Below are 24,060 nucleotides of genomic sequence, written 5' to 3'. Positions count from 1 at the left end.
GGTGTCTCATGACCATTCCGACAATCTCCGACTATCCGATGCCGCGGGAGTTTCCCGACAACAAGACCTCCTGGAAACCGGATGCCGCACGCGCCGTCCTGCTCATCCACGACATGCAGGACTATTTCCTGCGCTTTTATGGCGAGGACGGCGATCTTCGCCGGAAGCTGATTTCGAACCTGCAACGCGCCCGCTCCTGGGCAGATGAAAACAGCGTTCCGGTGTTCTATACCGCCCAGCCGCACGATCAGGCGCCGGAAGACCGGGCGCTCCTCAACGACATGTGGGGGCCTGGTCTGACCGTGGCCGATCCGGCGCTGCAAAAGGTGGTCAAGGGTCTTGAACCGGGCGAGAACGACGTGGTGCTGACCAAATGGCGCTACAGCGCATTTCAGCGGTCCGACCTCAAGGAGCGCATGGCAGCGCTCGGCCGGGACCAGCTCATCGTCGGAGGCATCTATGCGCACATCGGCTGTCTGATGACCGTCACGGACGCCTTCATGAATGACATTCAGGCTTTCATGATTTCCGATGCGGTCGCGGATTTCTCGGCGGCCGAGCATCAGATGGCCCTGAAATACGTCGCCACCCGCTGTGGCGCGGTCATCGACACGGCCGGCCTGACGGGGGAAGCCGCGGCAGCACGGCCGACCAGGGACTGGCTGCAAAGCCGCGTTCTGGAGCTCATCGAGGACGATTCGGACCTCGATCCGGAAGAAAACCTGATCTTCTATGGTCTGGATTCCATCCAGGTGATGAAGCTCGCCAGCGAACTGAAGGAACGCGGTGTTGTCGTCGGCTTCGACGAACTGGCGCGGGTTCCGACCCTGAACGGCTGGTGGTCCCTGATCGAGAGCAAGTCCCTTGCAGCCTGACGGAACAGGACAAGCACCCATGAACAATCCCCTGTTCGCCGGCAAACGCGTTCTCGTGACGGGGGCGGCCAGCGGAATAGGCCGCCGCATCGCAGAACGCTTTTGCGAATCCGGCGCGCAGGTGACAGGGCTTGACCGGCAAACAGGCGCAACCGGCCTGCCGTTCCCCGTCATCAAGGTCGACCTGGCCGACCCCGGACAGGTTGCCGACGTTTGCAACAGCCTCAAGGCCGAGCTCGACCGGCTGGATATCCTGGTCAACGCGGCAGGTGTTCTGAGGACCGGACCGGCCGAGGACCTGAGCCCGGAGGACTGGCAGGCCTGCTTTGACGTCAACGCCAGTGGCCCGTTCTATCTGCTCCGGCACTGGATACCGGTGTTCAAGGCGCAGCGCAGCGGTGCCATCGTGAACATCGCCTCGAACGCGGCGCATGCGCCCCGGACCGGCATGACCGCCTATTGCGCGTCAAAGGCGGCGATGGCAAGCCTCAGCCACTGCATCGGGTTGGAGCTCGCCCCGTTCGGCGTTCGCTGCAACATCGTCTCGCCGGGTTCGACGGACACGCCGATGCTCAGCGATATGGTCGGGGGCCCCGCCGGGTACCAGCGGCTGATCTCGGGCCTGCCCGGCCAGTTCAAGCTCGGCATCCCCCTCGGCAAGATCGCAAACACCGACGACATCGCCGAAACGGCGCTTTTTCTGGCGTCCGACCTGGCAGGGCACATCACCCTTCAGGACATCGTGGTCGATGGAGGCGCGACCCTTGGAGCCTAGCCGTGTTTCGATTCATTCGTTTTGGGCAAAGGATCCGGTGCCTCATCACCGGCCCGGACCGGATATCTGCCATGGACACCGCGCGGATGATTTTTCCACCGGTATTGGACAACCGAGCGAGAGAAGAGTTCGGTTTCAATCTCTTCGGGACACCCCGGATCAATGCCTGAAGCCTGTCCTGCACGGCACTCCGGGAATTCGACAGGGATGTGTCGGAGGACGCGCTGCGCGGCCGGATGATTTCCCTCCGGAGAAGTGCCAGCGGGATTTCGTCCTGACACTCGGTCTGCGTGAAAACCACCCCTGCGATATGCAGGCCTTGGAATTTCGACATTTCAGACATCTATTCAGACAGAAGGAACGGGTAACATGAACTCATCCGCAGAAGCGCCGCAAGTACAGCCGGAGGGCGCCCCGCCGTTGAAGCTGATGGCCCAGATCACCGCCTATCGAACTTCCCAGTGTATACGGGCTCTGGTCGAACTCGGCATTCCCGCCCTTTTGGCCCAAGATGCCTGGTCTGTGGAAGACCTCGCGGCGAAAACCGGGTCGCGGGCCGCTCTGCTCGACCGGCTCCTCACCCATCTCGTCAACATGGATGTTATCGGCAAGGACGATCAGGAGCGGTATGTCGGCTTGCCCGCCACGCACTATCTCATGCCCGGTCACCAGAAAAGCCTGTCCAATTGGATTGCCTGCGAACTCGACCCGCTGCTGTGGCGCTCGTGGGAGAGGTTGACGGACCAGCTTCGATCCGGAACGACGGCCTTCGATCTGGCCCATGGTTCCGCCTTCTTCGAGTGGCACGCTCGGGACAGCGCGGCGCAGAAGCGTTTCGACGATCAGATGCACGAAGCGTCGCAGGGTATCGGCGCCGTCGTCGTCCGGAGCATGCACTTCGAGCCGGGCACGAAAATCACGGATGTCGGTGGGGGCAACGGTTCGTTTCTGGCCCAGACACTGGAGAAAAACCCCGGGACCGAAGGGACACTGTTTGAACTGCCTCGCGCCGTCGAGTCTTACGATCCCCTTTTTGAGAACATGCGGCACGAGGGGCGCGCAACCGTCGTCACAGGGTCATTTTTCGAAAGCGTTCCCGGTGGCGCTGAGGTCTACCTGTTCAGCCGCGTCTTCCATGACTTCAACGATCATGCTGCTACGACGATTCTGCAGAATACCAGGCGGGCCCTTACGGGCGGCGAGCGGCTATTCCTGATCGAAATAATGACCGATGCGGTCGAAATCGGCGCCTGGGGCTCTTCGCAGGACATGTTCATGCTGACCCAGCTTGGCGGTCGGGAGCGGTCCGCAGAAGAATTCTCGCAGCTTCTTGCCCAAACAGGCTTTGAAACGCTATCAGTCACGCCGACGGCCAGCCCGGTGCGCATACTGGAATTCCGCGCGGCCGATTGATTTCGGCGTTCAGGCCTGATTGAAGTCTGGGTGTGTCCGGTCACTCTTTCAGATGCGGCTCTGGTCCTGCGACGGGCCGCATTCAACAACGGCGTTAGACATCAATGCTACAGACCCCATACTACCTGATCGACAAGGCGGGCCTGCTCCGCAATCTGGAGAAGATCGCCTATGTGCGGGAACGCTCGGGCGCCAGGGCATTGCTGGCGCTGAAGTGCTTCGCAACCTGGTGCGTGTTCGATTTCATGCGCGACTACATGGACGGAACCACGTCGTCGTCCCTGAACGAGGTCCGCCTCGGTCACGAGCGCTTCGGCAAGGAGACGCACGCCTATTCGGTCGCCTATGCCGACTACGAAATCGATGAAGTGATCTCCCATGCGGACAAGATCATCTTCAACTCGATCAGCCAGCTCGAGCGATTTGCCGACAAGTCCGCGGGCATCGTGCGCGGCCTGCGCCTCAATCCTCAGGTCAGCTCGTCCAGCTTCGATCTGGCCGATCCCGCCCGGCCGTTCTCTCGGCTCGGCGAGTGGGACCCGGCAAAGGTGGAAAAGGTCATGGACCGGATCAGCGGCTTCATGATCCACAACAACTGCGAGAACAGCGATTTTTCCCTGTTCGACCGGATGCTCGGCGACATCGAAACCAGGTTCGGCGCCCTGTTGAAACAGGCGGAGTGGGTCAGTCTCGGCGGCGGCATCCACTTCACCGGTGAGAACTATCCGCTCGATCTGTTTGCCGACCGGCTGAAGGCGTTTTCTCAAAAATATGGCGTCCAGGTTTATCTGGAGCCGGGAGAAGCCGCGATCACCAACTCCACCACGCTGGAGACAACCGTGCTGGACACGCTGTTCAACGGCAAGAACCTGGCGGTCGTCGATGCGTCCATCGAAGCGCATATGCTGGACCTGCTGATCTACCGCGAAAACGCCAAGGTGACACCGGACGCAGGCGATCATGCCTACATGATCTGCGGCAAGTCCTGTCTTGCCGGGGATATTTTCGGGGAATTTCGCTTTCCCGAAAAGCTCCGCACCGGTGACCGTGTGTCCATTCAGGATGCGGCCGGTTATACGATGGTCAAGAAGAACTGGTTTAACGGCGTGAAAATGCCGGCCATCGCCGTGAAGGACCTGGATGGATCGATCACGTCCGTTCGCGAATTCACCTACCGGGATTACGAGCAGAGCCTGTCCTGAGATCTGGCTCGAAAATTCTCCCTTCAAGTTTCAAGGAAGGCACGGGATCCAATGAAAAAGAATGTTCTCATCATCGGCGCCGGCGGCGTCGCCCAGGTGGTGGCGCACAAATGCGCGCAGAACAACGATGTTCTCGGCGATATTCACATCGCGTCGCGCACGAAGTCCAAATGCGACGCCATCATCAAGACAGTCCATGAGAAAGACGCGCTGAAACAGCCCGGTGTCCTTGAAGGGCATGAGCTGAACGCGCTCGATATCGACGCCACCGCGGACCTGATCCGAAAGACCGGCTCCCGGATCGTCATCAATGTGGGCACCTCCTTCCTGAACATGTCGGTGCTCAGCGCCTGCCTCAAGACCGGTGCGGCCTATATCGACACGGCGATCCACGAAGAGCCGGGCAAGATCTGTGAAACCCCGCCCTGGTACGCGAACTATGAATGGAAGCGCGCCGTGGAGTGCGAAAAGGCAGGCGTGACCGCCATTCTCGGAGCCGGGTTCGACCCCGGTGTGGTCAACGCCTATGCCCGCCTTGCCAAGGACGATTATCTCGACAAGGTCACCGAGGTCGACATCGTCGACATCAATGCGGGCAGCCACCAGCAGTATTTCGCCACCAATTTCGATCCGGAGATCAACTTCCGCGAATTCACCGGCACGGTCTACTCCTGGCAGAAGGGAAAATGGCAGGAGAACAGGATGTTCGAGATCGGCAAGGAATATGACCTGCCGGTTGTCGGCAAGAGCAAGGCCTATCTTTGCGGACACGACGAGGTTCATTCCCTGTCGAAGAACATGGACGGCGCGGATGTGCGTTTCTGGATGGGTTTCGGCGAACACTATATCAACGTCTTCACCGTCCTGAAGAACATTGGCCTCCTGTCGGAAAAGCCGGTCACCACGGCGGAAGGGCTGGAAGTGGTGCCGCTGAAGGTGGTCAAGGCCTGCCTGCCGGATCCGTCCTCACTGGCACCCGAATACACCGGCAAGACCTGCATCGGCGACTTCGTCAAGGGCATCAAGGACGGCAAGGATCACGAGGTGTTCATCTACAACGTGGCCGATCACAAGGAAGCCTACGAGGAAGTCGGCAGCCAGGGCATATCCTATACGGCGGGCGTGCCGCCGGTCGCCGCAGCCATGCTGGTCGCCACCGGCGAGTGGGACGTGAACAAGATGGCCAACGTGGAAGAACTGCCGCCGCATCCGTTCCTGGGCATCCTCAACCGGATCGGCCTGCCGACCCGCATCAGGGACGCCGAGGGCGACCGGGCGATCACGTTTTAAGACCCTGGTCTGTCCGTCGGACAACTCAAGGCTCCTCCGGCAGAGGACACAAAAAAGCCGGCGGCCCGGAAGACCCCCGCGCCGCCGGTCAGCCGCGGTCGTCGATCACGCTGACATGGGCCGCCGCGACTTGCCATCCGGCATCCGTCCTGATCCAGGTCTGCATCTGGCGGCCGACCTTGCCGGGGGCGCTCTCGCGGTAAAACAGCGTCGAGGCCGTCGCGAAGGCGGTGCCATAGGTGGTGATCACCGTCCTGGCCAGCCTCCGCTCGAGATTGCCGCCCTCCCTGGCGGAGCGGAAGGCGGCGATGTCTGCGTAGCCGTAGAGATTTTCGCCGCCGCCATAGCGGATCGTGGTCGGCGCGTTCAGGAACAGCCGGTCCAGCGTCTCGACATCGTTGCTCACCAGTGCCGTCTCATACACCTTGAAAACGGCTTCGACCTCTGCCTTCACCGCCGCGATATTGATCTCCATCAGTCCTGGTTTCCTTCGGTTTCCATGCGCGCGCGCAATGTCTTCAGGAACGGAATGTCCCGGTACTGGTCCGGCTGCACCTCGTCCCAGGCAACACCGCGCGGCTGCGCGAAGGACGTTCCGGTCTCGATCAGATCCGTCTCGGTGGCAATGGCGTGCAGCGCGCTGTCGTGGCCCATCATCACCAACTGGTCATTGTCGACCACCTGCGAGGAATGCACGGTGGTGGTGATCGGCGTGTCCGGCTTCAGTTTCTCAAGTTCGCGGAAGATGCCGAGTTCCAGATCGGCGAAGCCGCCGCCCTTTCCCGTGCGTGCGCCCAGCCGGCTGACCGCAACGCAGCCGACCACGACGAAGTCCAGCAGTTCCATGTCCTCGAACTCGACCGGCTCGCCATGTTCGACAAAGCCCTGCGAGGTCGCCGCCAGCTCGAACTGGATGCCTTTCTTCGCAAGCCTGTCCGGGTCCAGCCGCACGAAAGGAAACGGTTTCAGCAGTTCCGGAACGGGCGCATACACGATCTTGCCCTCATAGAGCGCGCGCAGCCGGACCGGAATCTGCGGCGGATCGGGATTGCATTTGACGATATTCGCCGCCCGCCATTGCGGCAGCCGGGCCAGGTTGCGCGCCGCCAGATCCGCGCCGGCGAAATTCGGGATGCAACTGAAGGCCGGCCCGATGCCGGTCCCGCTTTCCTTCAGGCCGGACCAGACCGCCTGCCGGATCCTGTCCTTGTCCTGGTTCCTGCCCGCCCAGCGCCCGTCTTCCATGACCGTCTCCATCAGCTTGCAAGTTCCGCCCGCGGCGTTGCGAACGGCGCCTGGCAGATGCCGTCCCGTTCCAGCCGGTCGGCAATCCTGAGTGCGATATCCTCCCGCCAGGCCGGCGCGATCACCTGGACGCCGATCGGAAGCGACGCTCCTTCAAGCCAGACCGGCACGGCGACCACCGGCAGGCCGATGAAGGAAATCGGCTGCGTGAACAGCCCGATGTTCGGCCGCGCCGGCATGGTTTCCCCGTCGAGCGTGATGGTCGTCGTGCCGGAGGCAAGCGCCGGAAACGGCGTTGCCGGTGCCAGGATGGCGTCGACGTGCTCGAAGATGCCGCGCATCATCGCCTGGAACCAGCTGCGGAAGCGCTGTGCCTGCTGCACCCAGACGGCCGGCACCATGGTGCCGGAGAGGAACCTGTCGCGCGTGTCCGGATCGAAGTCCTGCGGCCGGCTGGTGATCCGCTGCAGATGAAGGCTGGCGCCTTCCGCCACCGTGATCACATAGGCGGACGCACGCGCCCTCGCGGCCTCGGGAATGTCAATCTCGGCCGTGACCCCCAGCGCAGCGGCGACAGCGTCAACGGCGGCTAGGGCTTCCGGTTCGGCCTTCTGCTTGAAATAGCCTCCGGCGACCGCAATCCGCAATCCGTCGGTCTGCCCTGGCAGTCCCTCGAGCGTTGCCAGAGGAGGCCGGTTCGCCTGGGCCGGATCGCCCGCGTCGCGTCCCTGCAGCGTGTCGAACACCAGCGCCAGATCCCTTGCCGAACGTGCCAGCGGGCCGAGATGATCGAGGCTGCCGACAAAGGGATAGGTGCCATGCCGCGACAGGCGACCATAGGTCGGCTTCAGCCCGAACAGGCCGCAGAAGGACGACGGCACCCGGATGGAGCCGTTGGTGTCGGAGCCCAGCGTGACCGGCACCATGCCGCTTGCCACCGCCGAGCCGGATCCGGAAGAGGAACCCCCACTCATCCGGCTTGGATCGTGCGGGTTGAGGCAATTGCCGTCATGGGCGTTTTCGCCGGTGAAGTCATAGGCGTATTCGCCCATGTTCAGGCCGCCCACCAGGATGCCACCCGCCTTGCGCAGCTTCGCAACCAGTGTCGCATCGGCGGTCGCAGGAGCGTTTTCAAGATTGATCTTCGATCCGGCCCGCGTCACCACGCCCTTGATGTCGAACAGGTTCTTGACCGCGAAGGGCACTCCGGCGAGTGGCAGATCCGCTCCTCCGGCGACGGCCGCATCGACGCTTTCGGCATCGGCCAGGGCCTGGTCGGCACTCACATCGGTGAACGCATTCAAGGCCGGGTTGAGCGTCTCGATCCGCGCCAGCGACGCCTGGACGACGTCGGTCGCCTTCAGCTCTCCCGATCCGACGGCGGCGGCGATCCCGGTCGCCGTTTCCGGAAGCATGCTCATGCCTCGAACACCGGAGCGGCTTCGATGTCGTCTGCAAGCGGGAACGACAGGACCAGTTCGGCGGCTTTCTGCGTCGCCGCCATATGGGCTTCGACGACCGGCCTCCAGTCGTCCTCGATGGTCAGCCCCATGACCTTTTCCATGTGGGCAACGTGGGATTTGGCGTCGAATTCAGTGCTCATGCCTGCTCCGATTGGCGTTTGACGGATTGTTCGAATGATGCCAGCGGTGCCGTCCAGCCGACGATGCCGCCCTGCGCGCGGATCATCTCGAGCGTCGCCGCCTTGAACTGGGGAAAATAACTTTCGGTCGCCTCCTCGATCAAGAGACATTCGTAGCCCCGGTCATTGGCTTCGCGCATGGTCGTCTGCACGCAGACCTCCGTGGTCACCCCGGCAAAGACGAGGCTTCTGACGCCGAGCCCTTGCAGGACAGCGCTCAGGCCGGTCGCGTAAAAGGCGCCCTTGCCCGGCTTGTCGATGACGATCTCACCGGCAACGGGGGCGCACTCACTGATAATTTCCGCGCCGGGCGCGCCCCGGATCAGGATCCGGCCCATCGGCCCGGTGTCGCCGATCCGAAGCGCAGGGCTGCCCCGTTCGCGCTTGGCCGGCGGACAGTCGCTCAAGTCCGCCGCATGGGTCTCGCGCGTATGGATGACGGGCCAGCCGTTGGCCCGGAACAGCGCGAGCAGCCTCGCGGTCGGGGCAATGGCCCTCTGCATGTGGGAGATATCATTGCCCAGGGTCTCGCCGAACCCGCCCGGCTCGATGAAATCGCGCTGCATGTCGATGACGACAAGCGCCGTTGCGGCGGAGTCGAAAGTGAACGCAAAAGGTGCGGCGTCAACCCTGATCATCAGGGATGCCCCGCCATGGCATGGCCGATCGTGGCCCGGTCCGTTTCCGGCATCGGCGCCTGGTAGGTGATCCTGCCTTCCGACATCACCGCAACCGTGTCGGCGAGTTCGAGGATTTCGTCTAGGTCTTCGGACACCAGCAGGATGGCGGCGCCCTTGTTGCGCTGATCCATGATCTGCGCCCGGATTTCGGCGACCGAGGCAAAGTCCAGCCCAAAGCACGGATTGGCGACGATCAGGATATCGACCTCGCCGGAGAGTTCCCGCGCCAGGATCGCCCGCTGCACGTTGCCGCCGGACAGGTTTTCGATCGGCTCTTCCGTCGACGGCGTCTTGACCCGGTAGGCGGCAATCAGTTCGCGCGCGCGCTTGCGCATCGGCGGCGGCGACAGCCAGCCCCTGAACGGCGATATCGGCGTCTTGTCAAAGGTCCGGAACGCCATGTTTTCCGCAACGCTCATGCGCGGCACGGCGACGTTCTTCAGCGGTTCCTCGGAAAAACCGAACACCTTGAACCGGTCCATCTGGCCCCGTTCCGGCTCATAGGGCTGCTTGTCGATGAAAATCCGCCCGTCGGTCGGCTGGCGCTGACCGGACAGGACCTCGATCAGCTCGGACTGGCCGTTGCCGGACACGCCGGCAATACCAAGGATCTCACCCGCGTGGATCTTCAGGCTGATCGCCTCGATGGCCGGCAGTTCACAATCGTCATCGGCGAACAGGCCAGCCAGTTCGAGCTTCAGGGTCTTGCCCGGCCGGGCGGCCCGTGCGGCACTCGCACGGATCTCCGTCTCGCCGATCATCATCCGGCTCATGTCCTGAACCGAGAGGTCCTGAACCCGTCCGCTACCAACCACCTTTCCACGTCTGAGAACCGTGACGTCATCGGCATAGGCCGTCACTTCGCGGAACTTGTGGGTGATCATCAGGATGGTGAGTTCGCCCGTCTCGGTCATGCCGCGCAGAAGCCCGAGCACCTCGTCCGCCTCGTCCGGGGTCAGCACCGAGGTCGGCTCATCCAGGATCAGGAACCGCTGGTCGAGGTAGAGCTGCTTCAGGATCTCCAGCTTCTGCTTTTCCCCGGCGGAGAGACCCGAAACGGCGACATCCAGCGGCACCTTGAACGGCGTAGTCTCGAGAAAGGCATTGAGTGCCTTGCGTTCCCTCTTCCAGTCGATCACGGCCGACGTGTCGGCCCGGGCGATGACAAGGTTTTCCGCCGCCGTCAGCGACGGCACCAGCGTGAAATGCTGATAGACCATGCCGATCCCGAGGGCATGCGCCGCCCGCGGGTTCGGAACGGCAACCTCTTTCTGGCCGACCAGCATCGTGCCGCTTGTCGGCTGGTAGAAGCCCATCATGCATTTGACGAGGGTGGACTTGCCCGCACCGTTCTCGCCCAGCAGCGCATGGAAGGACCCGGGTGCCACCCGGATCGAGACGTTATCGAGCGCGGTCAGGCCGGCGAAGACCTTGGTCATGCCGATGGTTTCGACACCGACGGACCGCGGCTCCGGTGCGGCTTTTTCCGCGGCACTCATCGTGCGGCCTCCCGCAAAACACCTTGCAATCCAGCCAGCAGCGTCTCGCTGTCGGCGACCGCGCCGAAAACCCCGCCCTGCATGGTCACCATCTTAAGGGCCGCCTCGTGATTGCCCGTGTCGGTCGCCGCGCAGCAGTCCGACAGGATCAGGCATTCGAAACCGCGGTCGTTGGCCTCGCGCATGGTGGTGTGCACGCAGACATCGGTGGTGATGCCCGTCAGGATCAGGTTGTCGATGCCCCGGGTCCTGAGCAGCAGTTCCAGGTCCGTCGCGCAGAAGGACCCCTTGCCCGGCTTGTCGATGATCGGTTCGCCCGCGACCGGAGCAAGTTCGGGAATGATTTCCCAGCCGGGTTCCCCCCTGACGAGGATCTTGCCACAAGGCCCCGGATCGCCGATCCCCGCCCCGATCTGGCGCGAGCGCCAGCGCTTGTTGGCGGGAAGGTCGGCGAGATCGGGCCGGTGCCCCTCCCGGGTATGGATGATGTGATAGCCCCCGGCCCGCATCGCGGCGAGCACCCGGCTGATCGGTTCGATCGGTGCCCGCGTCAGGCCGATGTCGTAGCCCATGCTGTCGACATAGCCGCCCTTGCCGCAAAAGTCGGTCTGCATGTCGATGATGATCAGTGCCGTGTTTTCCGGCCTGAGATCGCCGTTATAGGGCCAGGCATAGGGATCTGCGGCAACCTGCCCCCTGATCCCTTCAACACTCGGGGATTGCACAAGTCTCATGCCGGTCACTCCGCCGCGTCGCTGAGGGCTTTTTCGCCGAACACCCGCACCGACTCCTCGAAGCCGCAGGACGTGCCGTCTGTGTGGACGACGTCGTCTTCCCAGGGCAGGCGGTATCGGCCCGCGGCCAGGTCCGTCATGTAGGTGTAGGGACAGTCCTGCGCCCCGCCTTTCACGGCCACGTAGCCGCGATGGCCGAACTGGTAGATGTTGTTTTCAACGCCCCAGGTGATGCGCGCCTCCCTTACAAGATCCGGGCGGACCTCGGCCGTGATGATCTCGTTGGGCCGGCCGCTGGTGCCATGGGCCAGGATGGTGCCGTCGAAATTGACGATCATGCCCTCGCCCATGCTGTCGAAGGTGCCGTCCGTGCCGCACATGCAGACATTGGCGGTCACCATGAGATTGCAGAAGGCATTGGACTGGTTGGTGAATTTCCAGCTGTCGCGGATCGGGGCCGTGTAACCGGCCGTCCGGATCATGATGTCCGCCCCCTTGTAGGCGCATTCGCGGGCCATCTCCGGGAACATGCCGTCATGGCAGATGATCAGTGCCATCTTGCAGCCGTTCGGACCGTCGATCACCGGAATGCCCTGGTCGCCCGGCTCCCACGGCTCCACCGGAACCCAGGGATGCATCTTGCGGTAATAGAGCTTCAGCTCTCCGGTGTTGTCGATGATCAGCCCCGAGTTATAGGGCATGCCGCCGGTGTTCCGCTCCATGATCGAGAAGCAGCCCCAGATATCGTTGTCGACGCAGGCCTGCTTGAAGGCGGCCACCTGCGGACCGTCGAGCGTGCACATGATGTCCGGATTGGTGTCCATCGACAGGCCGTGCAGGGCGTATTCCGGGAAGACGACCATGTCCATGCTCGGCATGTTGCGGCGTGCCTTGGCCACCATGTCGACGATCACCTGCGTCTGCTCGCCAAGGTCCGTCTGCGTCACCACGGTCGGCAGCTGCAGTTGCACCATGCCGAGGACCACGCCGTTCGGGGCTTTGTTCAGTCCGCCAAGTCCGCTCATGTCGTGGCTCCTTATTTGGTGATCGAGAGTTCGCCCGGCGCGCCCTTGAGGGAACGCCGGGGCGAGGTGCTCGCAATCATGATCAGAAGAGTGAGGATGTAGGGCGCCGCATTGAAGAAGTGGTAGCCGCGCGAGATGCCGATGGACTGCAACGCCGGGCCGAGCGCACCGGCCGCGCCGAAGAGCAGCGCCGCCCAGAAACAGGCGAGCGGGTTCCACCTTGCGAAGATCACCAGCGCGACCGCCATCAGGCCTTGTCCGGACGACATGCCTTCCGTCCAGCTGCCCGGATAATAGAGCGACAGGAACGACCCGCCGATGCCGGCGAAGAACCCGCCCGCCATGGTCGACAGCAGCCGGACCTTGTCGACGTCGATGCCGAGCGCCAGGGCCGCCGGCGCGCTGTCGCCTGTCGTGCGGATTGTCAGGCCGTAGCGGGTATTCTTCAGCGCCCACCACAGGAACACCGCCAGCGCGATGCCCAGCAGGAACAACGGATTGATTTCAAGGGCCTGCCGCACGCCGGGATGATCGCTCCAGGCACCGAAGGACAGCGAGGGCAGGCGCGGCGCGGACGGCTGGATGTAGGCCTTGCCGAAGAAGAAGGCGAGGCCCGTCCCGAACAGCATCAGGGCGATGCCGATGGCGATGTCGTTGACCTTCGGCAGCTTGCACAGGTAGCCATGCAGCGCACCGAAGCCGGACCCGCAGATACCGGCGACCAGCACCCCGAGCCAGGGCGAGCCGGTGTGGTAGGAAATCGCGTAGCCGGACATGGCGCCGAACACCAGCGTGCCTTCCAGCCCCAGGTTGATGCGCCCCGATTTCTCGGTCAGCAATTCGCCGAGGCTGACGAACAGAAACGGGGTCGAGACCCTGATGGCTCCGGCGAACATCGCCAGCAGAACAGTCATGAGGCCGGGATCGTCGCTCATCGGGTTCTGCCCCTCGGCTTGAAGATGGAAAACCGGCCGTAGAAGGTTTCCGAGACCAGAATGACCAGGAACAACAAGCCCTGCAGCACCAGCACCGTGGCGTCCGGCAGGTCCATGCGCCGCTGGATCAGTCCGCCCGAGGCGGCGATCCCGCCGAGGAAGATCGCCACGGGCACGATCACCAGCGGATTGTGGCGCGCCAGGAACGAGACGAGGATCCCGGTGAACCCGTAGCCGGCGATCAGCGAGGCGTTGGCCTTGCCGTGAATGGCGGCAACCTCGAAGAAACCGGTGAGACCGGCACAGGCGCCGGCGAGCGCACAGGACACCACCACCAGCCGGCCGACCGGCAGGCCTTGCGCCTGTGCCGCCCTCAGGTTTCCGCCGGCGATCTGCGCGGCAAAGCCGAAGGTGGTCCGGTTCATCAGGAGATAGAGCAGGACGCACAGGACAACGCCGACCGGCAGCCCCCAATGCACATCCGTTCCGGGAATGGCGCCGATCATGTTGTCCGAGCCGATCGGCCGCGTTGACGGCTTGTTCGGGTCGGACGGATCGCGCAGGGCCCCCTCGACAAAGAAATTCAGGATCGAGACGGCGATGTAGAACATCAGCAGCGACGCGATCGTTTCGTTGACGCCGCGATAGTGGCGCAACGCGCCGACGCAGCCGATCCAGAGCCCGCCAGCCACCATGGCCGCGAGCGCCATGACGCCCAGCAGCAGGAAGCTGGGCGCCCAGTCGATCATGGGAATCGCAATCGCGGCGGCGGCGAAGCCGCCGAGCACCAGCGCGCCCTCCCCGCCGATGATGACCAGCCCGAGCCGCGCCGGGATGGCCACGCACAGCGCCGTGAAAATGAGCGGCGCCGACCGCACCAGCGTGTTCTGCCAGGAAAAGCTGGTCCCGAAGCCGCCGCGCCAGACGAGCGAGAGAAAGTCGACCGGAGACTTGCCGACCGCCAGCAGGAACAGGGAAAAAAGGCAGCCCGACACGATCAGCGCCAGGAGCGGAATGACCACATGTTCCGCCGAGCGCCCGATCCTGTCGAGAAGATCGGCCGTCAGGCTGGATCGAACGGTGATGCCGGGCGTTTCCGTGGTATCTGCCATACCTTTTCCCTGATGATTGGGCGGCCGCCACGACATCTGCGGGCGGCTGCGCCGAGGCTTCGGCCACACCCGGGCCCGGTTCGCGAACAGGACATCGGGTGTGGCAGGCTTGCGCGTGGGCTCAGGTGATCGAGCCGACGACGCCTTCGATCAGGTAGTCGGTCTGGTCGAGGGACGGTTCGTAGTTGTCGAGGCTGGCGCCCGCCGCCAGCAGCGGAGAACCGTCCTGCTTGTTGATCGGACCGACGAAGATCGGCTTGCCGGCCTTGACGTCCGCACGGGCCGCATCGGCGGCGGCGATCGCAGCTTCCGTGGCGCCGGCGCCATAGGGCGTGGAGCGGACGAAATCGACGTTGAAGCCGCCACCGGTGAAGTTCGGCAGCGGTTCGCCTTCGGCGAGGTCGGCGGCGAACATCTTGTAGATCGTCTCCCACTTGTATTCCGCCCCGGTGATGAAGCCGTTCGGCGCGAGCGGGGCCTGGGACGCATTGTGGCCGCAGCATTTGATGCCGCGCGATTCGGCGGTTTCGATCACCACTTTCGGCCCGTCGACATGACAGGTGAGAACGTCGCATCCGGCATCGACCAGGGCGTTGGCCGCTTCGGCCTCGCGCACCGGCATCGACCATTCGCCGGTGAAAATGACCTGAACCGTGGCCTCCGGATTGACCTTGCGCGCGCCCAGCAGGAAGGAATTGATGTTGCGCAGGACCGTGCCGATCGGCTTGGCGGCGACGAAACCAAGCTTGTTGCTGGTCGTCGACAGCCCGGCGGCGACGCCATCTACGTAGTGCGCCTGATCGAGATAGCCGAAGTAGCTGCCCGCGTTCTTCGGATCCCCTTCGGTCCACAGCGGTGCGGCATGCCGGAACTCCACGTCCGGGTATTTCGCCGCCAGATCAAGCACGAACGGCTTGTAGTAGCCGAAGGACGTCGCGAAGATCAGATTGGCGCCGTCCAGATTGATCATGGACTCCATGGATTTCTGGACCGCGATGGTCTCCGGCACGTTCTCTTCCTCGACGACTGTCACGCCGGGCACGTCCTTCAGGGCCGCTGCGGCGACGGCATGGGCCTGGTTCCAGCCGAAGTCGTCGCGCGGACCGACATAGACGATGCCGACCGTCAGGTCCGACGCATGCGCCAGACGCGGCAGACCGGCCGAGGACAGCGCGGCAAGGCCCGCTGCGGATGATTTCAGGATGGTGCGGCGTGAAATTTCGAATTTTGACATGACGTCCTCCGTATTCTGACAAAGCCATGCGACATCCGCCCGGCTCCGTCCTGCCTTTGCATAAAACGAGCAATCCCTGTGCCAACTCCCTGTGTTCCCGGATCAACAGACCGTTCCGGGACAAAGCGTTGACGTTGCAGTAACTTTCTCTTTCCTTCCCGTTCCCCGGGCTGCCGGCTCAAGCCATTTCGCTTGCTCGCCACCAACGTTTCCGCCCAAGATTTAAGCATTTTCCTATTTTGTCTAATTTTTACCCACTCACCCGGGGCCGCTGGCCGATGCCTTGACCGGCTCGTAGCTGGCATCGAGTCTGGATTTTAGGTACTCCGCCCCGGAGACCGGCGCATATTTCGGGCTTTCTCCCGGCTGCAGGCAGGTCGACAGGCAGGCAACGGTCGCATCCGGATTCGGGTCCAGAAAGAAGGCGATCGAATAGCGCTCGAGCCCGCTGGAATTGACCACCCGATGGGGCGTGGACACATAGACATCGTTGGTCCAGCGCATCAGGCAGTCGCCGATATTGCAGACGAAGGCGCCTTCGATGGTCGGCGCCTTGAGCCAGACGCCGTCTCTCTTGCGCACTTCCAGGCCGCCGACGGCATCCGGCAGCAGGATCGTGATGTTGCCGTAGTCCGTATGGGTGCCCGCGCCGATCTGTCCGGCTTCCGCCCCGGCGGGTTGCGGCGGATAGTGCAGCAGCCGAAGCGTCGCCATCGGCGCATCGAGCTTGTCTTCGAAGAAGTCCGGATCCGCGCCGAGATCGGCGGCGACCGCCCGGTGCATCAGCCGCCCCAACGCCCAGACGGCGTTGAAATATGTCAGCACGGCGTCTTTCCAGCCGGGCAGGTCGGGCCATTGATTGACGGCCCGGAACGGCTCGCCGGCGCGGATCTTAGGATCGTCCGCGGCAAGGTCCAGGCCGATATTGAAGGCTTCCTTGAGATCTGACGGCTGGGCCGGATCGAGGTTTTCACCCTTCATCGGCACATAGCCGCGATTGGTTCTGAAAAAGTCTTTCCTCAGCGCCATCTTGGCGTCCAGCGGCTGCGCGAAGAGCGCGTGGGCCGCCGAAAAAACGCGCTCGATCAGAGCCTGCTCGACGCCGTGGTTCTTCACGTAGAAGAAGCCGGTTTCGCGCGCGGCGCGGCCGAGCTGAGCGGCGACGGTTTCAAGTCCTCCCGGCGCTCCGGAAACCAGCGGCATCAGATCGATTATCGGTAGATCCAGATCGTCCATTGCCCGCTCCTCTCCAATCTTATTCTGCCGCCACAACGGGCTGGTTCACCGCTGCGGAGGCGATGAACTTTCGCCAGCTTCCAAGATGGGAAATGTTTTCCGCGCCCTGCAGACCTGCGGCTTCGCAGATGAAACCGGTCACGCTCGTGCCCTCTGAAAGCTCGACCGTGCCCAGTCCGAGCGGCGCCGGAATACCGGCCAGAAACCCGCCGACTTCCGTGGCCGGCAGCGCCCAGACTTCCAGCTCGATCGCCGTGCCGGAGCCGGCCGGACCGCGCACGAGGCCCGGACGTTTCGGCGGGCCGCCGGCGAGTGCATGCAGCGTGTAGGCATCGCTGGTCTGCGCGGCGCGCAGGAAACGTCCGCCGCGTCCGGTCAGTTCGCCGTTCAAGGCCATGCCGGACATATGCGCCCCGCACACCGCAATGGCGATCTCTCCCGGGCTCGGAGCAGGCAGCAGATCCGATGGTGCCGGCAATGCCCAGCCGGTCGCCCCCAGCGTGTGCGGCGCCACCTGCTCCAGCCGGGTGCCGAGCGAAGCCAGGAAGCCGTCGCGGCCCGCAGCGGCCAGCAGGGTCACGTTTCCCGGCCGCCCGTCGGACCGCGGCGACACCGGCACGGCAAGGCCGCACATGTCGAGCAGGTTCACAAAATTGGTGTAGGTGCCATTGCGCGAGTTCGGGCCGATCGGATCGGCTTCCAGGTCCGCCACGCTGTAGAAGGTCGGCATTGTCGGCACGCACAGGAGATCCAGCTTCGCCAGCACCGGCTCGGTCTTCCGGGCGAGCTCCTTCAGCCTGTAAAAGCCCCTGAAGGCGTCGGTCGCGCTCAGGTCCAGTGCGGCACCGACGACCTTCCGGGTCACCGGATGAACCGCTTCGGGGTTTTCCTTCATCAGGTCTTCGATGACCGTATGGCGTTCGGCGACCCATGCGCCCTCGTAGAGCATGTGCGCGACATCGTAGAACGGCGTGAAATCGACCTCGACGATGTCCGCTCCCTCCGCCTTCAGAAGCGCGACCGTGTCGCGGAAGGAGGTTTCCTGGACGCTGTCGCCGCAAAACTCGATGGACGCGCTGTCGGGGATACCGATCCGCAGACCGGCGGCCACCGGCGACAGGTCCGCAATCCCGACAGGCCTGGAATAGGCGTCCTGCTCGTCATAGCCGGCAGCGGCCTGGTAGGCGGTATAGGCGTCCGCCACGGTCAGCGCGAAGATCGAGATCGTGTCGAGTGTCCGGCAGGCGGGCACGACGCCGGTCGCGGACAGGGCGCCAAGCGTCGGCTTCAGGCCGACAATGTTGTTGAGCGCCGCCGGCACGCGGCCGGACCCGGCCGTATCCGTGCCGAGGGAGAAACTGACGATGCCGTGGCCGACCGCGACCGCCGACCCTGAGGACGAACCGCCAGGCACCATCGCAGGATCGACGGCGTTCTTCGGCGGCTGGAAGGGCGAACGCACACCAACGAGGCCCGTCGCGAACTGGTCGAGGTTGGTCTTGCCGATCAGCAGCGCGCCGGCCTGCCGCAGTTTTCCGACCACAAAGGCATCTTCACCGGCCTGGTACGTGTAAGCCGGGCAGCCGGCCGTCGTCGGCTTGCCGCCGGCATCGATATTGTCCTTGATGACAAAGGGAATGCCCCAGAGCGGCTTCGCGGCATCGAAAGCGCCGAGTTCTGCGGCCTGTTCGAGCACCTCTTCCTTGTCGAGCAGATGAATGAAGATGCCGGGATCGCCGATGGCCTCGATCCGCCGAAACACTTCCTCGACAATATCCGCAGGGGCCGTCCCGCCCGCATAGGCGGCTTCAAGGGACGAAAACGTGAAGGGAAGATCGAACATTTTTTGCCTCAATGTCTCTTGTTCTCATTCGGCGGCGGAGCTGGCCGGCTCCGCCAGAACGGGCGGGGCCGGCGCCGCGGCCAGCAGTTCCTGTGTGTAGGGATGGGCAGGCGTTTCCATGACCTGGTCTACCGGCCCTTCCTCGACGATTTCCCCGTCCCGCATCACGATGACATGGTCGCAGAGCAGCCGGACGACATGCAGGTCATGGCTGACGAAGAGGTAGCTCATGCCGAGCTTGGCCCTGAGGTCGACCAGAAGATTGAGCACGATCGCCTGTATGGACACGTCGAGCGCTGCGGTCGGCTCGTCCAGAATGAGGAACTCCGGATCGACAGCAATGGCCCGCGCGATGCCGACGCGCGCCTTCTGCCCTCCAGAAAGCTGGTGCGGAAACCGGTCGAGCAGGGGCCGGGGCAGGCCGACAAGGTCCGCCAGTTCCCCGATGCGGTCCCGGCGCTGCCTGGCCGGCAATCCTGTCAGGCGCGCCAGCGGCTCGCCGATGGACTGCCGGGCGGTATGCCGGGGATTGAAGCTGTCGGTGGCATCCTGGAACACCATCTGGATCTTCGGACGTCTCGGATCGCGGGCGAAATCTCTTGCGGGTGTCTTCGCCAGATCCTCGCCGTTGAAGAGGATTTCCCCGCTGGTCGGGTCCGCGAGGCGCACGAGAATGGAAGAGGTCGTCGACTTGCCGCAGCCGGATTCGCCGACGAGGCCGACGCTCTGGCCCTTCCCGACAGAAAAACTGATGCCCTTGACCGCATGCACAGGCCCGGATTTGCCCTGATAGGTCTTCACCAGATCACGCACCTCCAGAAGAGGCGCCCGGATCGGCTCCAGAACCGGCGCCGGCGTGCGCAGCTCCGCCGGCAACAGGGACCGCACGGACGCACCGGCCCGGGGGGTCGCGTCCACCAGCTTGCGGGTGTAGGCGTTCCGGGGCGCCGAGAACAGGCGTTCGGCCGATCCCTCCTCGACAACCTCGCCATCCTTCATCACCGCGATGCGGTCGCAGTATTGTGCGGCCAGACCGAGATCGTGGGTGATCACGATGGCGCTCATGCCGCGTTCGGCGATCAGGTCCGCGATCAGGTCCATCACGGTCTTCTGGGTGGTGATGTCGAGGCCGGTGGTCGGCTCGTCGGCGATCAGCAGCTTCGGGTCACAGGCGAGCGCCAGCGCGATGACGATGCGCTGGCACATGCCGCCCGAGAGCTCGAAGGGATAGGCGTTGTAGCGCGCTTCGGCATCGCGGATGCGGACCGCCTCAAGCGCCCTGATCGCTTCCCTGCGCGCGGTCGACCGCGTCGCCCTGGAATGGCGGCGCAGCACGTCCTCGACCTGGTGGCCGACCTTGCGGATCGGGTTGAGAGCCGAGCGCGGGTTCTGGAAGATCATCGAGAATTCCCGGCCGCGCAGATCCCGCATCGCGCTTTCGCGAACCGTGCGCAGGTCGATGCCGCCATAGCTCAAGGCGCCCCCGGTGATGCGGCCGTTGCTCTCCAGAAGGCGCATCAGCGCGTAGGAGGTGACGGATTTGCCGGATCCGGATTCGCCCACAATGCCGAGAACGTCGCCCTTGGCGACATCCAGCGACACGCCGCGCACCGCCTCGACATCGCCGCGCCGGGTCTTGAAGGAGACCTTCAGGTCCTTGATCGACAGGAGGCTCATGAGCGTTGCCGGGGGTCGACGATGTCGCGCAGCCCGTCTCCCAGGAGGTTGAAGGTAAACACGGCGAACATCAGGGCAAGTCCCGGAAAGATCGCCAGCCACCATTCACCGGACACGATGAAGTTGGCGCCTTCCGCGACCAGAATGCCCCACTCGGCTGTCGGCGGGCGCACACCCAGGCCGATGAAGCTCAGCCCTGCGGCGTTGAGGATTGCCCAGCCGAGGTTCAGCGACACCTGCACCATCATCGGCGGCAGCGCGTTGGGAAAGATGTGCAGGGCGAGGACCCGGATGTCGGAGTTGCCGGCGAGCTTGGCCGCCTGGGCGAAGCCGGCATCGCGGCGGATGTTGACTTCCGCCCTGACCAGCCGGGCATAAAAGGGAATGTTGATGACCGCGGTGGCGTAGACGATGTTCTCGATCGTGTTGCCGAGCGCCGCGACGATGCCCATGGCCAGGACGAACAGGGGAAAGGCCATGATCGTGTCGAACAGCCGGTTGAGCACCGTATCGATCCAGCCTCCCCAGTAGCCTGCGATGCTGCCGAGCACCGAGCCGATCAGAAACGACAGCGCCACGGCAGCGACCGAAATCGCCAGATCCAGCCGGGTCGCGACGATCACGCGGCTGAAGACATCCCGGCCCAGGTTGTCGGTCCCGAACCAGTGGTCGAAGGACGGCGGCTGGAGCGCCAGCGCCGCGTTCGAGGCCATGGGGTCATAGGGCACGAGCGCCGGTCCGAGGATCGCCGCCACCAGAAGGACCGCGAACATGGCAAAGGCCAGCAGTGTCACCGGGTTGGAACGCAGCACATAGGCGACATGGGCCAGCGTGCCGTCCGTTTGCGTGGTGGTGGAGGTGGCCAGATCGCTCATTTGGTCTCAAATCCGATGCGGGGGTCGATGAGCGTGTAGGTCAGGTCGATCAGAAGGTTCAGCGCGACGAACAGCAGGGCCATGGCCAGAACGAAGCCCTGCACGGCGGCATAGTCGGAGACGACGAGCGCCTCGACCGCATAGGATCCGATACCCGGCCAGGCGAACACTTTCTCGACGAGGACGTTGGCCCCCAGGGTGAAGGAGAACACCATGCCGAGCGTGGTGATCACCGGCAGCAGGGCATTGCGGAAGGCATAGGTGAACAGCACCTTGTCCTCCGTCAGGCCTGCGGCGCGCGCGGTCCTGATGTAGTCGGAGGAGAGCGCGCTCAGCATGGCGGCCCGGGTCATCCTGGCCAGCGGCGCCAGCGTGAAAAGCGCCAGGGTCGTCGCCGGCAGCACAAGCTGCTTGAGCGCACCGACCCAGGTTTCAAAGTCCCCGGCAATCGCCGCGTCGATCAGGTAGAACCCGGTGACATGCGCCGGTTCGATGTAGATGAAATCGAGCCGACCGAGCGGCGACGGCGCGATGCCGAGCAGGTAGTAGAACACGTAGATGAGAACCACACCGGTAAAAAAGGTCGGCAGCGACACCCCTGCCGTAACGAGCACACGGCACAGGTGATCGACTGCCGACCCGGGGCGTGTCGCTGCCAGCACGCCGAGCGGAATGGCGATGCTGCAGGAAAGCAGCAGCGCCGTCAGTGTGAGTTCAAGGGACGCCGGCAGCCGGTTGGCCAGATCCTGCAGCACCGGCTGCCCGCTCGACAGCGAATTGCCGAGATCCCCGGTGAGTACGCCCCCGGCATAGACCAGGAACTGTTCCGCAAGCGATCTGTCGAGCCCGAGCGCCGTGCGGACCTCCGCGATCGACTGTTCGTCGGCCGCGGCCCCGGCGAAATAGACGGCCGGGTCGCCGGGAAGGGCGCGGGTCAGCAGGAAGCTGACCACGACAACCCCCAGGATCACGGGAATGGCGTGTGTGATCCTTAGCCCGATTGTCGACAGGCGACCGGTCATTGCCGTCAGGCCTTCTTCAGGCCACGGACGTCGAGCTGGCGATGGAACCAGTACTCGTAGCCGTCAAGACTGCGCGTACCGACGTTGAGCGCCGGCTGCCACAGGGCAATGCGCGGCACCTCGTCCCAGACGATTTCGATCATGCGTTTGATCTTGGGCGCATACGCCGGGTCGTCGACCGACATGTGCAGCGCTTCCGACGTCAACGCCTCGATCTCCTCGTTCCGGTAGTTCGACGAGTTGAAGAGATGGCCCTCCTGATAGGCCCAGAAGAAATAGTAGCAGGGGTAGTTCAGCCAGCCGCCGAAGGTTTCAAGGTGCAGCGGCAGGCGTTTTTCGACCAGAGACGCGGTGCGCCAGTTGGCGCCCGGAATCTTCTCGATGGTGGCCTTGATGCCGATCTTCGCCAGGTTTTCCTGGATCAGCAGCGCGGCAGGCTCCATCCAGTCGCTCTGGGACAGGTCGATGGACAGCGGCACCTCGAAGCCTTCGCCGTAACCGGCTTCCTCAAGAAGGGCCCTGGCCTTTTCGAGATCGTTGGCATAGGGAAACTTCTGCGGCCAGGCGATATCGGCCGGCGTTGCCGACGCCCCGCCCCACATGGGTGCGCCCCGGCCGTAAGCGGCAGTCTGGAACACTTCCTCGTAAGGCACCGCCCAGGCGATCGCCTGCCGGACCCTCTTGTCCTTGAACGGCTCGAAGGAGAGGTTCGGACACAGGCAGTAGATCGCGTTTTCGATCGGTGTGGTGGCGATGGTGATGTCTTCGGTGCCCGACAGCTCCTTGGCGTCCTTGTTGGGCATGTTGAAGGACATATTGACGTCGCCACGCTCCAGCAGCGCGCGCCGCGTTGCCGGGCTCGGAACCTCGCGCAGCACCACCCGCTGGACTGCCGGCACGGGTCCGGAGGTCCAGCCATCGTTGCGCTCGTAGACGAGCTGTTCGCCCGGTTTCCAGGCGGCCACCTTGAAGGCCCCCGATCCGGCCGGGGTTTTGTGGAGATACTCCATCGCCCAGGGATCGTCCTCGGTCGCGTGTTCGCGCGCCACCTTGGCGTTGATGATCATCGGCACCGGCACCGCAAGATCCGGCAGGGTCAGTTTCGATTTGCGCAAGAGATTGATCTTGAAAGTGAACTCGTCGACGACCTCGAACTGCTCCGGCTTTTCAAGCGAACCGGCCTTCATCTGCACCGTCGGGAAACCGCCGACGCTGACCGCGCGGTCGAAAGACCATTTCACATCTTCCGCGGTGATCGGCGAACCGTCCTGGAACTTGCCCTCCGGCCGGAGCTTGAAGACGATCGCCATGCCGTCGTCCGTGGTCTCCCAGCTCTCGGCCACCTCCGGCTCGATCACGGAATAGTCGTAGGACAGGCTGCCGTCCTCAAGCGTCTTGGTGCCGAAGCTGACCAACCTGTCGTAGACGTTCACCGCCACCTGGTAGCTCGGCCGGTTCGTGCCCGTGCGGTGAATATCGAGACTGTTGATGGTCTGGCCCGTGACGGCAACCACCACGTCGCTGCCGGCCGCCGAAGCCGGCAGCACCTTCAGGAACGGCAGGACGGAGGCACCAAGAACCGTTGCTCCGGCGCCGGTCAGAAAGCCGCGGCGTGATGTTTCATAGGTCATAGCAATCCCCTGTTGGAAGGAAAGGGGGAGGAACGTCCTTTCCGTTGAACTCAGGATGCGCGCCTTTGGTGCGTACTTCTATTGCTATTATTGCACTCTTGTGCTTCGTAATTTG

General features: G+C 63.7%; 22 protein-coding genes. 5 read left to right on the top strand and 17 right to left on the bottom strand.

What is annotated here, in order from left to right; all coding sequences use genetic code 11:
* Window positions 1–8 precede the first annotated feature (8 nt).
* The 5 genes from AC0VX3_RS04320 to AC0VX3_RS04300 all read left to right on the top strand — a co-directional run bounded on the left by AC0VX3_RS04320 (window position 9) and on the right by AC0VX3_RS04300 (window position 5,555).
* Complete coding sequence (locus AC0VX3_RS04320) at window positions 9–875, top strand: isochorismatase (RefSeq protein ID WP_475523690.1); 867 nt, start codon at window positions 9–11, stop codon at window positions 873–875.
* A gap of 19 nt (window positions 876–894) precedes the next feature.
* Window positions 895–1,650, top strand: a complete 756-nt coding sequence (gene dhbA, locus AC0VX3_RS04315; protein ID WP_475523689.1) for a 2,3-dihydro-2,3-dihydroxybenzoate dehydrogenase — start codon at window positions 895–897, stop codon at window positions 1,648–1,650.
* Between the two features lie 369 nt (window positions 1,651–2,019).
* Entirely contained in the window at window positions 2,020–3,063 is a 1,044-nt protein-coding gene (locus AC0VX3_RS04310) for a methyltransferase (protein ID WP_475523688.1), read from the top strand.
* A 104-nt stretch (window positions 3,064–3,167) separates the two neighbouring features.
* A complete protein-coding gene (locus AC0VX3_RS04305) occupies window positions 3,168–4,265 on the top strand; it encodes a carboxynorspermidine decarboxylase (RefSeq protein WP_475523687.1) in 1,098 nt (365 codons plus the stop codon).
* 51 nt (window positions 4,266–4,316) lie between these two features.
* Complete coding sequence (locus tag AC0VX3_RS04300; protein WP_475523686.1) at window positions 4,317–5,555, top strand: saccharopine dehydrogenase family protein; 1,239 nt, start codon at window positions 4,317–4,319, stop codon at window positions 5,553–5,555.
* An 88-nt stretch (window positions 5,556–5,643) separates the two neighbouring features.
* Here the strand turns inward: AC0VX3_RS04300 and hpxZ are convergent, their stop codons facing one another.
* From hpxZ to AC0VX3_RS04215, 17 genes are all read right to left on the bottom strand, one after another.
* Window positions 5,644–6,030: an oxalurate catabolism protein HpxZ gene (gene hpxZ / locus AC0VX3_RS04295; protein WP_475523685.1), complete on the bottom strand. Its 387-nt coding sequence runs from the start codon at window positions 6,028–6,030 to the stop codon at window positions 5,644–5,646.
* Window positions 6,030–6,800 (bottom strand): 5-formyltetrahydrofolate cyclo-ligase, encoded by a 771-nt coding sequence (locus AC0VX3_RS04290; protein WP_475523684.1) that lies wholly within the window; start codon window positions 6,798–6,800, stop codon window positions 6,030–6,032. The genes hpxZ and AC0VX3_RS04290 overlap by 1 nt, the downstream gene beginning before the upstream one ends.
* A gap of 11 nt (window positions 6,801–6,811) precedes the next feature.
* Window positions 6,812–8,221 (bottom strand): AtzE family amidohydrolase, encoded by a 1,410-nt coding sequence (locus AC0VX3_RS04285; RefSeq protein WP_475523683.1) that lies wholly within the window; start codon window positions 8,219–8,221, stop codon window positions 6,812–6,814.
* Window positions 8,218–8,403 (bottom strand): DUF4089 domain-containing protein, encoded by a 186-nt coding sequence (locus AC0VX3_RS04280; RefSeq protein WP_342895657.1) that lies wholly within the window; start codon window positions 8,401–8,403, stop codon window positions 8,218–8,220. Before AC0VX3_RS04280 ends, AC0VX3_RS04285 begins: the two co-directional genes overlap by 4 nt.
* Complete coding sequence (locus tag AC0VX3_RS04275) at window positions 8,400–9,080, bottom strand: cysteine hydrolase family protein (protein ID WP_475523682.1); 681 nt, start codon at window positions 9,078–9,080, stop codon at window positions 8,400–8,402. The genes AC0VX3_RS04280 and AC0VX3_RS04275 overlap by 4 nt, the downstream gene beginning before the upstream one ends.
* Complete coding sequence (locus AC0VX3_RS04270; protein ID WP_475523681.1) at window positions 9,080–10,621, bottom strand: ABC transporter ATP-binding protein; 1,542 nt, start codon at window positions 10,619–10,621, stop codon at window positions 9,080–9,082. The genes AC0VX3_RS04275 and AC0VX3_RS04270 overlap by 1 nt, the downstream gene beginning before the upstream one ends.
* Window positions 10,618–11,355 carry a biuret amidohydrolase gene (gene biuH, locus AC0VX3_RS04265; protein WP_475523680.1) on the bottom strand — a complete coding sequence of 246 codons (738 nt, stop codon included), beginning with the start codon at window positions 11,353–11,355 and terminating at the stop codon, window positions 10,618–10,620. The genes AC0VX3_RS04270 and biuH overlap by 4 nt, the downstream gene beginning before the upstream one ends.
* A 5-nt stretch (window positions 11,356–11,360) precedes the next feature.
* Window positions 11,361–12,380, bottom strand: a complete 1,020-nt coding sequence (locus AC0VX3_RS04260; protein WP_475523679.1) for a formamidase — start codon at window positions 12,378–12,380, stop codon at window positions 11,361–11,363.
* 11 nt (window positions 12,381–12,391) lie between these two features.
* On the bottom strand, window positions 12,392–13,315 hold the full coding sequence (locus AC0VX3_RS04255; protein WP_475523678.1) for an ABC transporter permease: 924 nt from the start codon (window positions 13,313–13,315) through the stop codon (window positions 12,392–12,394).
* Window positions 13,312–14,427 (bottom strand): ABC transporter permease, encoded by a 1,116-nt coding sequence (locus AC0VX3_RS04250; protein WP_475523677.1) that lies wholly within the window; start codon window positions 14,425–14,427, stop codon window positions 13,312–13,314. Before AC0VX3_RS04250 ends, AC0VX3_RS04255 begins: the two co-directional genes overlap by 4 nt.
* A gap of 121 nt (window positions 14,428–14,548) precedes the next feature.
* Window positions 14,549–15,661 (bottom strand): BMP family ABC transporter substrate-binding protein, encoded by a 1,113-nt coding sequence (locus AC0VX3_RS04245; protein WP_475523676.1) that lies wholly within the window; start codon window positions 15,659–15,661, stop codon window positions 14,549–14,551.
* Between the two features lie 258 nt (window positions 15,662–15,919).
* Window positions 15,920–16,897 carry an isopenicillin N synthase family dioxygenase gene (locus AC0VX3_RS04240; RefSeq protein ID WP_475523675.1) on the bottom strand — a complete coding sequence of 326 codons (978 nt, stop codon included), beginning with the start codon at window positions 16,895–16,897 and terminating at the stop codon, window positions 15,920–15,922.
* A gap of 19 nt (window positions 16,898–16,916) precedes the next feature.
* Window positions 16,917–18,740: an allophanate hydrolase gene (gene atzF, locus AC0VX3_RS04235; protein ID WP_475523674.1), complete on the bottom strand. Its 1,824-nt coding sequence runs from the start codon at window positions 18,738–18,740 to the stop codon at window positions 16,917–16,919.
* Between the two features lie 24 nt (window positions 18,741–18,764).
* Window positions 18,765–20,417, bottom strand: coding sequence for a dipeptide ABC transporter ATP-binding protein (locus tag AC0VX3_RS04230; protein ID WP_475523673.1), 1,653 nt, complete (start codon window positions 20,415–20,417; stop codon window positions 18,765–18,767).
* Window positions 20,414–21,292: an ABC transporter permease gene (locus tag AC0VX3_RS04225; RefSeq protein ID WP_475523672.1), complete on the bottom strand. Its 879-nt coding sequence runs from the start codon at window positions 21,290–21,292 to the stop codon at window positions 20,414–20,416. The genes AC0VX3_RS04230 and AC0VX3_RS04225 overlap by 4 nt, the downstream gene beginning before the upstream one ends.
* Window positions 21,289–22,314 carry an ABC transporter permease gene (locus AC0VX3_RS04220; RefSeq protein WP_342895669.1) on the bottom strand — a complete coding sequence of 342 codons (1,026 nt, stop codon included), beginning with the start codon at window positions 22,312–22,314 and terminating at the stop codon, window positions 21,289–21,291. The genes AC0VX3_RS04225 and AC0VX3_RS04220 overlap by 4 nt, the downstream gene beginning before the upstream one ends.
* Before the next feature lie 5 nt (window positions 22,315–22,319).
* Window positions 22,320–23,945, bottom strand: a complete 1,626-nt coding sequence (locus tag AC0VX3_RS04215; protein ID WP_475523671.1) for an ABC transporter substrate-binding protein — start codon at window positions 23,943–23,945, stop codon at window positions 22,320–22,322.
* Window positions 23,946–24,060 lie beyond the last annotated feature (115 nt).

Source organism: Roseibium sp. QJM3NY_11, assembly GCF_056173175.1.
The sequence above is the reverse complement of the archived record's forward strand: the minus strand, read 5'-3'. Positions and strand labels throughout refer to the sequence as shown.